11 protein-coding genes are annotated in these 15,201 nt (G+C 68.1%); all 11 read right to left on the reverse strand.

From position 1 onward, the window contains the following. Window positions 1-9: 9 nt before the first annotated feature. Window positions 10-1,143 carry a CobW family GTP-binding protein gene (locus ACP92_RS13230; RefSeq protein WP_013234622.1) on the reverse strand — a complete coding sequence of 378 codons (1,134 nt, stop codon included), beginning with the start codon at window positions 1,141-1,143 and terminating at the stop codon, window positions 10-12. Beyond that, window positions 1,140-2,699, reverse strand: coding sequence for a precorrin-3B C(17)-methyltransferase (gene cobJ / locus ACP92_RS13235; protein ID WP_013234623.1), 1,560 nt, complete (start codon window positions 2,697-2,699; stop codon window positions 1,140-1,142). Before cobJ ends, ACP92_RS13230 begins: the two co-directional genes overlap by 4 nt. A gap of 143 nt (window positions 2,700-2,842) precedes the next feature. Further along, window positions 2,843-3,646 (reverse strand): cobalamin biosynthesis protein, encoded by an 804-nt coding sequence (locus ACP92_RS13240; protein WP_013234624.1) that lies wholly within the window; start codon window positions 3,644-3,646, stop codon window positions 2,843-2,845. Further along, window positions 3,643-4,419, reverse strand: a complete 777-nt coding sequence (gene cobM, locus ACP92_RS13245) for a precorrin-4 C(11)-methyltransferase (protein WP_013234625.1) — start codon at window positions 4,417-4,419, stop codon at window positions 3,643-3,645. Before cobM ends, ACP92_RS13240 begins: the two co-directional genes overlap by 4 nt. Continuing rightward, window positions 4,416-5,174, reverse strand: coding sequence for a precorrin-2 C(20)-methyltransferase (gene cobI, locus ACP92_RS13250; RefSeq protein WP_041310812.1), 759 nt, complete (start codon window positions 5,172-5,174; stop codon window positions 4,416-4,418). The genes cobM and cobI overlap by 4 nt, the downstream gene beginning before the upstream one ends. An 8-nt stretch (window positions 5,175-5,182) precedes the next feature. Next, window positions 5,183-6,373, reverse strand: coding sequence for a cobalt-precorrin-5B (C(1))-methyltransferase CbiD (gene cbiD / locus ACP92_RS13255; RefSeq protein ID WP_013234627.1), 1,191 nt, complete (start codon window positions 6,371-6,373; stop codon window positions 5,183-5,185). Then, on the reverse strand, window positions 6,373-7,950 hold the full coding sequence (locus tag ACP92_RS13260; protein ID WP_013234628.1) for a precorrin-8X methylmutase: 1,578 nt from the start codon (window positions 7,948-7,950) through the stop codon (window positions 6,373-6,375). The genes cbiD and ACP92_RS13260 overlap by 1 nt, the downstream gene beginning before the upstream one ends. Next, window positions 7,947-8,756 carry a cobalt-precorrin-7 (C(5))-methyltransferase gene (locus tag ACP92_RS13265; RefSeq protein ID WP_216666018.1) on the reverse strand — a complete coding sequence of 270 codons (810 nt, stop codon included), beginning with the start codon at window positions 8,754-8,756 and terminating at the stop codon, window positions 7,947-7,949. Before ACP92_RS13265 ends, ACP92_RS13260 begins: the two co-directional genes overlap by 4 nt. Further along, the gene (locus ACP92_RS13270) at window positions 8,684-10,675 is read right to left on the reverse strand and encodes a putative cobaltochelatase (RefSeq protein WP_013234630.1); all 1,992 of its coding nucleotides are present in this window, start codon (window positions 10,673-10,675) and stop codon (window positions 8,684-8,686) included. Before ACP92_RS13270 ends, ACP92_RS13265 begins: the two co-directional genes overlap by 73 nt. After that, entirely contained in the window at window positions 10,672-14,865 is a 4,194-nt protein-coding gene (locus tag ACP92_RS13275) for a cobaltochelatase subunit CobN (RefSeq protein WP_013234631.1), read from the reverse strand. Before ACP92_RS13275 ends, ACP92_RS13270 begins: the two co-directional genes overlap by 4 nt. Continuing rightward, window positions 14,831-15,172, reverse strand: coding sequence for a (2Fe-2S) ferredoxin domain-containing protein (locus tag ACP92_RS13280; RefSeq protein ID WP_041310814.1), 342 nt, complete (start codon window positions 15,170-15,172; stop codon window positions 14,831-14,833). The genes ACP92_RS13275 and ACP92_RS13280 overlap by 35 nt, the downstream gene beginning before the upstream one ends. Window positions 15,173-15,201: the final 29 nt, after the last annotated feature.

Below are 15,201 nucleotides of genomic sequence, written 5' to 3' on the forward strand. Positions count from 1 at the left end.
AAGATTCGTTCAGGTCCAGTCTACCCCGGTGGTCTCGCTGAGGATGCGGGCGACCTTGGCGCGGCTGGGGTGATAGCCGATGAAGACCAGCTCGCTGCTGCCGCCACGGCCACCGCCCTGCCCGCTCTCGGCCACCACCACCCGTGCGCGCACCGCCTGCACCAGCCGCGCTCCCTGGTCGGTGTGGACGAAGCCCTTGGCGCGCAGGATGGGTTCGGCCAGAGCCGCTGCGGCCACGGCCTGGCGCAGGCGCTCCGCATCCTGATGCGCCAAGCTGCGCAGGGTGAAGGATTGCCAGCCCGGGTCTTGCTCGTGGAAATGCTTGTGGGTGGACAGGCCGTGGCTGTGCGCCCCCAGCCCGGAATGCACATGGCCGTTGAAGCGGCGCTGGTCAGGCGCGACCTGGGCGCGTTCGCCCGGCATGGAGACCGGCGTGTAATGGTGATGCACCGTCGCGCCAGCCTGATGCAGGCGCAGGCCCAGCGCCAGCCGGATATCCAGCCTGGCGCCATAGGCCAGTTCCAGGAAGCGCACATTGGGCGCAAGCGCCCGCACGGCCTGTTCGGCTTGCAGCAGCGGCGCTTCCTCCATGCCGTCGATCTTGTTGAGCACCACCACGTCGGCGCATTCGAGTTGTTGGCGGAACAGCTGGGCTGTCGCTGCGCCCACCGCATCGGCGCTGGCGAAGGCGTCCTCCAGCAAGAGCGGCGTATCGACCACGGCCAGGGTCGCATCCAGCACGAAGTGCCGGGCCATCTCGGCGCCCTGCAAGACCTCCATCACCGCACTGGGCAGGGCCAGTCCGGACGTCTCGATCAACACATGGTCGATCTGGGCGCGCCGTGCGGCCAGCGCCAGCATGGCCGGCACGAAATGCGCGTCGTCGCCATAGGCGATGAGGCCATGGGCAAAGTCCTGGATCTGCACCTGCCCCTGGGCGTCGCCTTCGGCGCGCAGCAGGTCACCGTCGATGGCGACCTCGCCGAATTCATTGATCAGCAAGGCCAGCCGGCGCGACTGGCGGCGCTGCAGCAGGCCGCGCAAGAGCGTGGTCTTGCCCGCGCCGAGGAAACCCGTGACCACCGTCACCGGGATGGGCGGCAATGCGGGCGCAAGCTCGGGAAGGGAAAGCGCCACGCTCATCCTCCCGTCAGCGCCGCCAGGTGGGCGCGGACGCTGCCGAAATCATGCGCCACCTGCGGATAGTCCAGCGGCGGACGGCGCACCGTCAGCAAGGGGATGCCCAACGCACGCGCCGCCTCGGCCTTGGCATGGTAGCCGCCGGCCTCGCCGGAATCCTTGGTGACCACGCAATCGATGCCCCAGTCGCGCCACAGTGCTTCATTGAAAGCCTGCGAGAACGGTCCCTGCATGGCGCACAGGTGCGCGCGGGGCAGCCCCAGCTCCAGGGCGCGGCTGATGAAATCAGGGTCCGCCGTGACGCGGGCGAACCATTGCCGCTCCTGTGCGCCCGGCGCCTGCAGGAAAGTGGCGAGGTCCTTGGAACCGGTGGCCAGGAAGATGCGCTGTCCCATGGCCATGGCCTTGTGGGCGGCGTCTTCCATGTCGGCGCAGGCATGGGGATCGTCAGCGGCCAGTTCACCTGGACGTTCATAGCGCAGATAGGGAATGCCCAGTTCCTGCGACAGCGTCATCAGCTGCTGCGACATCTGCACTGCAAAAGGATGCGTCGCATCCACCAGCACGCGGGCGCGACTGTCGCGCAGGGCCTGGCGGCGGGCCTCCAGCCCCTGGCGGCCCGACCAGACGAAGGCGCCAGGGCAGTCGCCGCGCGCCAGTTCGCCGCCATAGCCGGTGGCGGTGGAAACGACCACCGGCCGCCCCTGCCCGGCCAGTTCGGCGGCCAGCGCATTGCCATCGCTGGTGCCGGCAAAGACCCATACCGCTTGCGATGGCAGTTGCGCCACTTCCTCGGCCTGGGACTCTTCGCTCCAGTCGTTGTAACCGCGTGGCGTAAAGATCCAGTCGCGCTTGCGCTGGGTGAAGCGGTTGCCGATGACGATGGAGGTCAGCATGTCGAACTGCAGGCCCGGCAATTCATCCAGCCGGTGGATGGTCACTTTCTGGCCGGGCCGGTAGGCGTTGCGCACCACCCCGCACAGGGTATGCGGGGCCTTGTGCTGCAGCATCAGTTGCAGGATGCGGTAGACGCCCTCCTGGCGCCCGGCGCTCTGCACGTTGTAGAGCACGCAGGCCAGGTCGGCCTGGGCAATGTGGCTGGCGCGCTGCTCGATCCAGGTCCACGGACACAAGAGATTGGACAGCGACAGCGTAGCGAAATCGTGCGATAGCGGCGAGCCCAGCAGCGAGGCGCAGGCATTGGCCGAGGTCACGCCGGGGATGACATTGACCTCATAGGTATCGTCCTCGCGCATGTCGTCGAAGGCCAGCGCGGCCATGGCGTAGATGCCGATGTCGCCGCTGGAGATCAGCGCCACGCGGCGACCGGCGCGGGCCTGTTCGATGGCCAGCAGCGCCCGCTCGCGCTCTTGCGTCAGCGGCGGGGTATGGATTTCCTTGCCTTCGATATGGGCGGCGATCCAGCGCAGGTACAACTCGTAGGCCACAATGACCTCGCTCTCGCGCAAGGCCTCGATGGCGCGCGGGATGATCATCTCTTCAAAACCGGGGCCTACCGAGACCAGGTTCAATACGCCTTTTTTCTTGACTGCTTCCATCGGGTTTCCTGCGATTGAATAAGGGTGTTTCCAACATCATCTGAGCACCGTTCGATCTGAGTAGCGGCTTAGCGCGCCGTCGATACGGCCCTTACAGGGCCTACTCAGGACCAACGGCAGTCAGGTCATCAGCATGCCCGCTATCACGGGCTTTCTACAACATTGCGCCAGCCTTCGGCATCGTCCACGATGGCCACCGTCACGCCATCGAGCGCCATCTTGCCCAGCAGCAGCCGGCCACGCGGACTGGCGATCAAGGCCGCCGGCTCGCAGACACCTTCCACGCCTACATTCTGGCGCACCCAGTCCGAGGGCTTGCCGACCCAGGCGCGCTGGGCGATCTGCGCGCGCGCGATCACCCGCAGCGGCAAGCCATGGGTGGCGCAGAAGGCCAGCAGGCCGGGCTCTTCGGCCTTGAGATCAATGGTCGCCACCTCGCGCACCTGCGCCAGGGTTGCGCCCGGACATTGCGCCAGCGCCTGCGCCACGGCGCGGCCGATCTGTTCGGCCGAGGCCAGCTTGCGGCAGCCGATGCCCAGTACCAGCGGCTTGACGGCTTCGGTGGCAGTGGTCACCACCGGCTGCGCGCCGGTGCACTGGGCCACGCGATAGGCCAGGCTGTTGGCGCCGCCCTCATGGCCGGCCAGCAAGGCGATGGCAAAGCGCCCCGCCTCATCGACCACCACCACGGCGGGATCGCTGTGCTTGTCCTGCGGCAGGCCGTCCAGGAAGCGCACGGCGATGCCGGCGGCGCCGATCATGATCCACTGCCGGTGGCGGCGATAGGCCAGCGCGAACTGCTGGCGCTGTGACAGGCCGCCCTGGTCATTGAGCCAGGGCTGGTAGAGTTCGCCGCCCAGACTGTCCTGCAGCAGCATCGCCAGCGCCGCCGCCTCGGCGCGCACAGGCCACAGGCCCAGTTCTGCCGGGGCGACGGGCGGGTTCATGCGGCGTCCTTGTTCTTCTTGACCACGCGGAAGAGGTGCGTGAAGTCCTTGGAATAGAGACTGGATTCGGCCACCTGCTCCTTGTTCAGGGCCGCACCGACCAGCATCATGGTGGTCAGATTCCACTCCCCGCGCTTGTTCTCTTCCAGCACCTTGTCGAGCTGACCCTGGTAGATGCGCTGCTCCGGCCAGGTGGCGCGATAGACCAGCGTGACCGGGGTCGCGGGCGGATAGTGCAGCAGCAGGTCGGTGACGATCTTCTTGAGGTGCGGGCCGGACAGGAAGATGCACATGGTCGCTCGGTGCGCCGCCAGCGAAGCAATCGATTCAGACTCCGGCACTGCCGAGGCGCGGCCGGAGACGCGGGTCAGGATCACGCTCTGCGAGACTTCCGGCTTGGTCAGCTCGGCCGACACGGCGGCGGCGGCAGCGGTGAAGGAGGACACGCCCGGCACCACCTCATAGGCGATGCCCAGGGCATCGAGCCGACGCATCTGCTCGGCAGTCGCGCCATAGATGGCGGGGTCGCCCGAATGCAGGCGCACCACGTCGATGCCCTGCTCCTGGGCGCGCACGTAGCAGGCCTGCTGCTGCTCCAGGTCGAGGGCGGCGGTATCGATGATCTCGGCCGCGGGATGGCAATGCTCCAGCAAGGCCGTGGGCACCAGCGAGCCGGCATACAGCACCATGCGCACCTGGCCCAGCAGACGCGCGCCGCGCAGGGTGATGAGGTCGGCCGCACCGGGGCCGGCGCCGACGAAATAGACTTTCATGCAGTTCCTTTCGATGATTCTTGCGGCGCGCGGTGACGCTGCGCCTGCGCAGTCTTGCGGATCAGCAGCACGGCCAGGTAGCCGCTGGCGTCTGCGGCATCCAGCGCAGTGAGGTCGCTGGCCAGCACTTCGCCTTCCAGGCCGATGCGGCGCGCAAAGCCGCAATGCTGGGCGATGCCCATCTCGCGCAGCAGCGCCAGCACCCAGGGCAGGCGCGCACCGACCTTCATGAGCACGACGATGTCATGGCTCTCGATCTCGGCGCGCAGGCTCGCTGCGTCGTCCGGACAGGGCAGGATCAGCGTGCGCTCCTTGCCCACGCCGAGCGGCCACTCCAGCGCCGCCGCCGCTGCCGCATAGCTGGTGATGCCGGGGAAGGTCACGCAGTCGCACCCGGGATAGAGATCGCGCACGGCCGCCAGCACATAGCCGTAGGTCGAATAGGTCAGCGCATCGCCGATGGTCAGGTAGACCACCTGCAGGCCCTGGCGCAATTGCGCTGCCAGTTGCTGGCCGAGCTGGGCGTAATGTTCCTGCAGGACCTGGCGGTCCGGGTCCATGTTGAATTCGATCTCGCACAGACGGCTGCGGTCGAATTCCACTCCGTCCAGGCATTGCAGGGCGACCGACAGATCCGCGCCACGCGCACGCGGGATGTAGATCAGGTCGGCGCTGCGCAGCGCGGCGATGGCCGCCAGCGGCAAATAGCCTGCCGGGCCGGGTCCTACGCCGATGCCGGTAAGACGTCCGCTCATGCGCCCACTCATGCGCCCGCTCCCAGTTGATGTCCCTCCAGGTCGAACAGCCGTACCTCGATGCGCGCCACCGATGGCACGCGCGCCTGCGCCAGCGTGGCGATGCGGGCTTCGATCTCGCACCAGAGCCGGCGCGCGAGTGCGGCGTCCTGCTGGCGCACCAGTTCTATGATTGCTTCCACCGTATTGGCTTCCTTCATCTGCTGCAGCAAGGGGGCGTCAAACAGTACGCCCGACTCTGCCGCGTTCATCTCTTCGGCCACGCGGGCCACGCCCTGCATGGCCATGTTGCTCTTGCTGGAGTGGGTGTCCCAGACGCCATCGAGGACCTTGGCCAGCTTGCCCGGATGACCGGCCAGCCACAACAGCGGCAGCGTACGGCCCGCCTCGGCCAGCGCCTGCTCGGTGAAGTCCAGCGCATCGCCAAGGAAATTGGCGATCTGCACGCTGCGCTTGTCCGGCAGCCCCAGTTCCTGCGCCACGAAGACGCGCCCGATCTTGCCCGGCAGGTAGGCCACCGCGTCGCCCGGCGCGCAGGCGGCCAGGGCCACGCGGATATAGACCTCGATGGAGGCGATCCAGGAGGCCATCGACATCGGCTCGACGATGCCGGAGGTGCCCAGTATCGAAATGCCGCCGACGATGCCTAGCTTGGGGTTGAAGGTCTTGGGCGCGATGCTCACGCCTTCGCGGCAACCGATGGTGAGATCGAAGCCGCAGGCCGGCTCACCAGGCCGCAATTCGGCCAGCACCTCGGCCACGGCGGCACGCATCATGGCGCGCGGCACCGGATTGATGGCCGGTTCGCCCACCGCCACACGCAGGCCGGGCATGGTCGCCGTGCCCACTCCCTGGCCGGCGAAGAAACGCACCTCCCCGCTCTGGTTGCGGCGCACCTGGGCGAAGATGGTCGCGCCATGGGTATTGTCGGGGTCGTCGCCGCCATCCTTGAGCACGTCGGCCTGGGCAATGTCGGGGGCGATCATCTCGACCGCCTGCACCGGCACGCACAGGTAATGACGTCCATCGGGCAGGCTCACTTCAGTCTCCTGCAGGGTCACGCCGGCCAGCAGCCGGTACAAGGCAGCACGCACGGCGGCGGTGGCGCAGCTACCGGTGCTGCGCCCGCGCCGCAGGCCATTGGGGGCGAGCACGGCCAGGTCATACTCGGCCCGTTGCAGCTCGCTGGAGGCGTCCATTACTGGGCGCCTTCGGTTTGCGCTTCCTGCGCCACCAGCCAGGCGATGGCGTCGATCATCAGCGCATTGACGACGCTGGCGGCCCAGGGCGAACCGCCGCGGGTGCCGCTGTTGGTGATACGCGGCACTTGCAGGCAGCGGCGCAGCTCGTCCTTGCTCTCGCGGGTGCCGACAAAGCCGACCGGCAGGCCGATGACCAGTTGCGGACGCCAGCCATGCTCGCGGATCAGGCGCACGGCTTCGGTGATGGCGGTGGGGGCATCGCCGATGGCCAGCACGATGTCATTGCCGAACTTCTGCCAGGCGCGGCGAATGCCTGCCGCCGAGCGCGTCATGCCCAGGTTCTGCGCCATCAGGTGCGATTCGGGATCGTGTACGCCGCACCAGGTTTCCACACCCAACTGTTCCAGCACGGCGCGCTTCAAACCAGTCTGCACCATGGTCACGTCGGTGACCACGCGCTTGCAACGCAGCAGCGCCTTCATGCCGGCCTGCGCAGCGCCGGCGGAAAAATAGATCTCATCGGCGACAGCAAAGTCGCCGCTGGTATGCACCAGGCGCTGCAGGACGGTCAGGTGTTCGGGCGGAAAGCCGCTCCAGTCGCGTCCGGCCTGGATGATCTCCATGCTTTCGGCTTCGATGGGATGGGGCACATAGGGTGCGGTGCCCAAGATTGCCGGGGCGCTCTGCTCGCGTGCAGCAAGGTCGCGCACCTGCAGGTGATGGGCCCGCTGGGGCTCGCCCACCTGCTGCTCGAAACCGACGATCTGGACGCGGTACTTGCACAGGGTGCAGTTCATCGCGGCGCGGCCTTCGGCGGCCTCGCGGGCGCGCTCCAGCATGACGTCGGCGACATGGGCATGCACGCCCAGGTAAGCCGCCTTGAGCACTTCCACGCCGGGTTCGCGCTGCGCCAGTTCGTCGGCGGCGGCATAGATGCGCTTGACCAGCACGCCATCGAAGAGGAAGAACGGCAACACCACCAGCCGCTGCCAGCCCTCGGGGGCGGCCTGCGCCAGTCCATCGCGCACCAGCGGCGTGGCCGTGCCCGAGAAGCACACCTTGATGCCGCCAAAGCCCATGCCTTCCTGCACCATGCGCGCCAGCTTGGCGATCTCGCCATTGGCGTCGGGGTCGGTGGTGCCCCGGCCCACCAGCACCAGGCAGCTGTCGCGGCGGGCGATGAGGTCTTGCGACTGTGCCTCGGCCTCGACGACGCGCTGCTGCACCAGTTGCAGCAGCAGCGGATGCAGGTCCATGGGCGCGCCGAAATGGAAATCGACCTGCGGATAATCCCGCGCCAGCGCCAGCAGTTCAGCGGGCATGTCGTTCTTGGCATGGCGCGCTCCCAAGAGCACGCCCGGCACCACCGCGACTTCGGTAGCGCCGTCGGCCACGCAGGCGGCGGCGGCTTCGGCAATGGTGGGCGCGGCAAACTCCAGATAGCCATGCCGCACGATGCGCCCGGCGGCGCGCTCGCGCACCAGGTCGACCAGCGCTTCGAATTCGCGCAGCGAATCCGGATCGCGGCTGCCGTGCCCGGCAATGACCACCGCCGACTGGCCCTGACGGCTCATGCCGAGGCTCCGCTGGCCGTCATCGCAGGTGGCGGTTCGATCTGGCTGGCCATGGGTGTGAGGGTGCGGATGAGCATGATGCTCATGTCGCTGAATTCGACCTCGGCGCAATCGGCCAGCTTGCCATGCCACTCGGCGTCGCCCCGGGTCAGGTTTTCCCAGACCTCGGTGGGATGCTCAGGGCTCACGCCCTGCTGCAGCAGATAGGTGGCGATGTGACGCGGCATGAAGGAGCGCGCGGCATCCCAGGGACAGGGAATGACGATGGCGTTACGGCCATCATTGAGCACATGCACCAGATGGCGCTTGAAGGGTTCCAGGTCGCCACGGCGGTGGAAGGTGATGAAGGTGGTTTCATCAAAGCACACGCGTGCCTTGGACGCCAGGATCTGGGCCGAGGAAATGCCGGGCAGGGTTTCCACCCGATGGCCGCAGGCGCGCTCCACGCGTTCCAGGTACTGGAAACCGCTGAAGTGGATATCGCCCATGAAGACCACCACGCAGCGCTTGCCGGCGTGATGCAGGGCCGCCACTTCATCGAGCTTGGCGACCTGGTCGCGATAGCCCATCAGCACCACCTGGGCGCTGGCCGGGATGAGGTCCTTGACCACGTCCACCACGGCATTGAAGCCGGCCACCACGTCAGCGTTGCGGATCAGCTCCGCGCCGCGCAGGGTCAGGTAGGAGTGGTCGCCAGGACCGGCGCCGATGCAGATGATCATGTTCTTTCCTTTCAGCGCGCGCCCAGTTGCGCGCGCACGGTCAACGCCAGGGCGTCGCCGGTCAATTGTTCCAGGGTCAGGCAAGGCGCCCCCAGCGCCTCGGCCAGTTGGGCCGCACGGCCCAGGCGCAGATAGCCGGATTCGGTATCGAGCACCAGCGCCGGCACGGCCTGCGCGGCCAGCATGTCCGCCGCTTCCAGGGTCTGCGCCCAGGCGTCGCCGTGGCTGCCGGGCAGGCTGACATTGGCCTTGCCGTCCGACAGGATCACCAGCAGCGGCGGCGCTTCCGGGCTGGCCTGTTGCAGCACTTGCGCGGCCAGTTGCAGCGCATGCGGCAAGGGCGTGCGCCCGCCGGTGGGCAGCTCGCGCAGGCCCTGCTCGGCCAGGTCGGCGCTGCGGGTGGGCGCCAGCAGCAGTTGCGCCTGTTCGCCACGGAAGGCGATCACGGCCAGCTGGTCGCGGCGCTGGTAGGCATCGGTCAGCAGGGCCAGCACCGCGCCCTTGACGGCTTCCATGCGCCGCTGGGCGGCCATCGATCCCGAGGCATCGACCACGAAGACGATCAGGTTGGCGCCGCGTCCGCTGCGCACCTGGCGGTGCAGGTCAGCGCGGCTGACGGCAAGCCGCTCGCCGGGCTCGGCCTCGCCACTGAGGGCGCTGCGTACGGCGGCGCTGCGCAGTGTAGCACCAATGGCCAGGCGGTCCGGATTGGCGTCCGGCACGGCGCGCACGGCGCTGCCCCGGCTGGCGTCGGCGACCGCGCTGCGCCGGCCGCTGGCCGCGCTGGCCTGGGCGGGCGCGGCCACGCTGATCTTGCGGGCCTGGCCGGCGGCGGCGATGGCGAAGGTCTGCTGGCCGCCTGCTTCGCTTGGCTGGTCCTGCTGGTCCTGCTCGCCCTCCTCCGGCTGTTCTTGTTCAGGGGATGGTTCCTGCGGTGGCGCCTCTCCACTTCCTTCGCCCGCATCAGGGGCTGGCGGCTCGGGAGTGCGGGCCTGATCGATCAGGTCGTCCAGCTTGTCCTGGTCCATGCCGGTCTGCTCGAAGGGCTTGCGGCGGCGGCGATGCGGCAGCACCAGCAAGGCGGCCTCGCGCACATCGTCCGGGGTCACGCGGGAACGCGCCTGCAAGGCGGCAATGGCGCGGGCGGTCTTGTGCATGACGATATCGGCGCGCAGGCTGGCCACCTCGAACTCGCAGCAGAGATGGCTGATCAGTTCCAGCATGGCATCGTCCAGCACCACCTCGGGCAGCAGGCGCTGGGCCTGGGCCACTTGGTTGCGCAAGGCGTCCTGGCGGTCTTGCCACTGGCTGGCGAAGGCGGCGGGATCGGCTTCGAAGGCGATGCGCCGGCGCACCACCTCGGCACGTACGGTCTTATCGGTGGGTGCGTTGACCTCCACCATCAGGCCGAAGCGGTCCAGCAGTTGCGGGCGCAGGTCGCCCTCCTCCAGGTTCATCGTGCCGATCAGGGTGAAGCGCGCCGGATGGCTCACCGACAGGCCTTCGCGCTGCACCGCATTGATGCCCATGGCGGCCACGTCCAGCAGCACATCGACCAGGTGGTCGGCCAGCAGGTTGACTTCATCGATATAGAGGATGCCGCGATGGGCCGCCGCCAGCAGGCCCGGCTGGAAGGCGCGCTGGCCGCCCTGCAGGGCTTGCTGCAGATCGAGCGAACCCAGCACGCGGTCTTCGGTCGCGCCCAGCGGCAGGGTCACGAAAGGCAAGTCTGCCGGCGCGGCGGCGGGCGCGTTGTCGCCGTTGCAGAGCGTGCAAGCCGCCGCTGGCTGGCCGGGGGCGCAGTTGAAGGCGCACGCGGCTACCCGGGCAATGGGCGGCAGCACCTGGGTCAGGCCGCGTGCGGCGGTGCTCTTGGCGGTTCCCTTGTCGCCGCGCACCAGCACGCCGCCGATGCCGGGATCGACGGCGCACAGCAGCAGCGCCTGCTGCAGCAGCGGCTGGCCGACGATGGCCGAGAAGGGATAGACGGGCAAGGCGGTCATTGCAGGTCCTTGGTATGTTCGCTGCCGCGCACGGTCTCGCCACGTGCTTCGAGCAGGGTTTCACTGTGCAGGTAGAGCTGGCGCAGGCGCTCCAGGGTCTGGGCGTCGGGCGCTTGCCACATGCCCCGGCTGGCGGCTTCCAGCAGGCGCTCGGCAATGGCGTTCTGGGCCCAGGGATTGGCCTCTTCCAGGAACTGGCGCATGGCCGGGTCAAAGCCGTAGGTTTCGGCCAACTGCTGGTACATCCAGTCATCCAGCACTTGCGCCGTGGCGTCGTAGCCGAACAGGTAATCCACGGTCGCGCTCAGTTCCAGCCCGCCCTTGTAGCCGTGGCGCTGGATGCTGGCCAGCCACTTGGGATTGACCACGCGGGCGCGGAAGACGCGCAGGGTCTCTTCCTTCAGGTCGCGCACGGCGGCGCGCTGGGGATCGTGGCTGTCGCCGAAGTAATGGCGCGGCTGCTGGCCGGACAAGGCGCGGATGGTGGCGATCATGCCGCCGTGGTATTGCAGGTAGTCGTCGCTGTCGAAGATGTCGTGCTCGTGGTTGTCCTGGTTGTGCAGCGCCACCTGCACGCCCGCCAGGCGCTGGCGGAACGCGTCGCGCTGGTCCGCGCCCTGGACCTTGCGGCCATAGGCGAAGCCGCCCCAGTTGATGTAGGCCTCGGCGAAATCGGCCTGGTCCTGCCAGTTCTTTTCCTGGATCAGCGGCAGGATGCCCGCGCCATAGCTGCCGGGCTTGGCGCCGAAGACGCGGTAGGACGCCTGTGCCGCCGCCTCGGCCTGGCCCAGTCCGGCGCCCATGCCCTGCGCCAGGTCGCGCAGGTAGTGCTTGCGCACGAAGTTCATGGTCTCCGGTTCATCGGCGGCGATGGCCAGTTGCACGGCATCGTCGATCAGCTCGATCAGTTGCGGGAAGGCGTCGCGGAAGAAACCGCTGATGCGCGTGGTGACGTCGATGCGCGGGCGTTGCAATTCCTCCAGCGGCACCAGCTCGACCCCAGCGACCTGCCGGTTGCCGGCGCGCCAGAGGGGACGTGCGCCCATCAGCCAGAGGATCTGCGCGACATCGTCGCCGTGGGTGCGCATGGCGCTGGTGCCCCAGATGCTGATGGCCACGCTCTCGGGATAGTGGCCGGTTTCGCGGTGATGGCGTTGCAGCACTTCGCGCGCCAGCTGCTGCCCCACGCGCCAGGCCGATTGCGAAGGCACGCTGCGCGGATCGACCGAATAGAAGTTGCGTCCGGTGGGCAGGATGTGCGCCATGCCGCGCGTGGGCGAACCGCTGGGGCCCGCGGGGATGTAGCCGCCGCGCAGGCCATTGAGCAGGTTGCCGATTTCTTCGCTGGTGCGGTGCAGGCGCGGCACCAGTTCTTCGCAGGCGAAGGCCAGCACGCGGCGCACGGCGCCGGTATCTGCAGCGCGGCGGCTTGGCGCGCTGGCAGGCGCCGCCCGGCGCGGCGCGGGTGCTGCCGGACGCGCCATGGCGCGCATGCCGCCCAGCACGCTGGTGGCGGCCTGGCTCATGGCCGGTTGCAGGCGCGGCCTTTGCTCGGGACTGGCTTGCTCCAGCGCAGCAAAGACGCTGCCGAGTACGCGGTCGATCGCCGTGGGCGCGAAGTCGTGTTCCTGCAGCGCCTGCATCAGGCGCAGGCACAAGGCGTCGATGGCTTCGAGGGCATCGGCGCGGGTGGCAATGGGACGATCCGCACAGCGCGCCAGGGCGTCATCGATGTTCAGACGACGACCCTTGTGTTCCAGCAACATGTCCAGCGACAGGCCGAACAGCCGGGCCACTTCTTCCTGCAGGCCGGGCAGGTCCTGGTTGGGCAGGCGGGTCAGGGCCACCAGCATGTCGGGCATCTGCGCCTGATCAGGCGTGCGCCCCAGGATATGCAGGCCGTCGCGGATCTGCGCCGCGCCCAGCTCGCACAGGTAGCCGTCGAGGTCTTCGATCAGGTGGGCCACGCCGGCGCCGTCGAGCTCGGTAAGGGCATGCGGCAGCTCGCCCTCTTCGTGAGCGTGATCATGATCGTGGTCGTGATGCGCATGGTCGCCGTGGTCGTGATGATGGTGGGCGTGACCATGATGATGGTGGTGATGATCGTGATCATGGCCGTGGTCATGGTCATGGTCATGGTCATGGTCATGGTCATGATGCAGCAGCTTGTATTGCAGGTCGGTATCCAGATTGGTCTGGCGCACCAGCTCCCAGATCTGCTGCTGCAGCAGCGGCAGCTTGGACGGGTCCAGCACTTCGACCTGGTAATACTCGTCCACCAGTTGCGTGAGCTGTGCCAGCGCGCCGTAGCTGTCGGCGGTGGTCATCGGCGGCGTCAGGTGGTCCACCACCACGGCGTGGGCGCGGCGCTTGGCCTGCGAACCCTCGCCGGGGTCGTTGATGATGAAGGGGTAGAACAGCGGCATGTCGCCCAGCAGCGCATCCGGGAAGCACTCGTCGGACAGGCCCACGCCCTTGCCGGGCAACCACTCCAGCGTGCCATGCTTGCCGACGTGGACGATGGCATGCGCGCCCCACTCTTCGTCCAGCCAGCGATAGAGCGCGTAGTAGTGATGGGTGGGCGGCAGGTCGGGCTGGTGGTAGATGGCGTCGGGGTCCATGCCGTAGCCGCGTGGCGGTTGCAGGGCCACGAAGGCGTTGCCCAGGTCGAGGCCGGCGATGACCAGATGCTGGTCATGCACATAGGCCTGGCCAGGGGCTGCGCCCCACTGGCGCTGCATCTTTTCTTGCAGGGACGTCGGCAAGGCGGCGAACCACTGTGCGTAGCGCGCCGCTGGAATGCGGGCGGCGGCGCGGCGCAACTGGTCTTCTGTGAGCAGGATGTCGTCGTAGGAGCAGCGGTCCACCAGTTCGTGGATCAGGGCTGTCCCGGTCTGCGGCAATGCATCGATGGCATAGCCGTCGGCCGACAGCGCCCGCAAGACGGCCATCAAGGACTCTGGCGCATCCAGGCCGACGGCGTTACCGATCTGCGAGGCCTTGCTGCTGGAATTGGTGAAGATGAAGGCAATGCGCTTGTTGGCATTGGGCGTGCTGCGCAGACGCACCAGCCGTTGCGCCAGGCCGGCGATGCGGCGGACCCGGTCGGGCAGCGGCTGGTACTGTACCGCGCCGCTGTCGGTGGTCTCTTTGAAGGACAGCGGCACGCCGATGATGCGGCCATCGAACTCGGGCAGCACCACGTTCATGGCCGCGTCCAGCGGGTTCATGCCGCGCGTGGAGTGCTGCCACTGCGCCTGCGTCATGCCGCTGGTGATGGCCTGCAGCACCGGCAGGTCCAGCTGCTCCAGCACCGAGACCGACCAGCCGGCCGGCGTGACGCCGCCAGCGGTGATCTCGCCCATGGCAAAGGAGGTGGTATTGATGATCAGGTCCACCTGGCCTGCGCCGAAATACTGCAAGGCCGGCGGCAAGGCCTGGCCGCCGCCGGCAGAGACGCGCAGCGAGGAGGTGAACACCGGCAGCACATCCAGCCCGCGCGCTTCCAGTGCGGCGACCAGGGCGTCGATGAAGGCGGTATTGCCCGAGAGCCAGTGCGCCCGGTAGAAGATGATGCCCACGGCCGGCTTGCCTGCCGGGGCCTGGGCGCGCAGCGCCAGCCAGTCGGCGATGCCGGCGTCCTGTTCCAGGTCGGGATGATAGAGGCCGTGCTCGGGCAGGGCCTGGGCCGGTTCATAACCGTAGCCGCTCAAGAGCATGCGGTCCGACAGGCAGCGCAGCATCTGCGCCAGGTTGACGCTGCCGCCGCCGTTGAAATAAGCCAGCGCCTGCTGCTGCACATCGGCTGGCGCAGTGGACGCGGCGGCCAGTTCGGGGTCGGGCTCGCCGGTGCCGGACAGCACGATCAATTGCCGCCCTTCGGCCCGGACCACACGCAACATCTCCGGAAAACCCTGCACCGCTCCCAGCCGGCCCAGCACGCGCAAGACGATCACCTGCGCCGCCGCCAGTTCGCCGCGCAGCAGCGCCGCCAGGCTGGGCCACTGCGAGGCCTGGTCTTGATCTGCGGCTTGCAGGCGCTGCAGGTCGTAGCCGGCCACGGCAGGGAAATCCGCCGGTAACTGCGCACGGGCCGTGGCCAGCATGGCCAGGTCGGTGGGGGCATGGGTCAAGAGCGCAATGCGCGCCAGCGGCTCAGACATCGCTGCTCTCCGGTTCGGGATGGACATCGCCGCTGCCCAGGCGATGGAAGACCAGGTCGCTCACTTCGCGCCCGCCCTCCAGGTGTTCGACCACTACGCGCTCGATGGCGCTGGCGTCTTCGCAGCGGTACCAGACCCCCTCGGGATAGACCACTACCACCGGCGCCTGGGCTTTGCAGGCCACCATGCAATGGGTGCGGGTACGCTTGACGCGCAGGTCGGGACGGGCATCGATCTGCTCGCCCAGGACGCCGAACATGGCTTCGGCCAGGACACCGTTCTCGGTGCAGCGCGGGCCGACGCACATGAGCACGTGGCGGTGATGAGTTCTCATTGCTTGACTTTCAGGAGCGCCGCGATGCG

This window comes from Herbaspirillum seropedicae, from assembly GCF_001040945.1.
Lineage (GTDB): Bacteria > Pseudomonadota > Gammaproteobacteria > Burkholderiales > Burkholderiaceae_D > Herbaspirillum > Herbaspirillum seropedicae.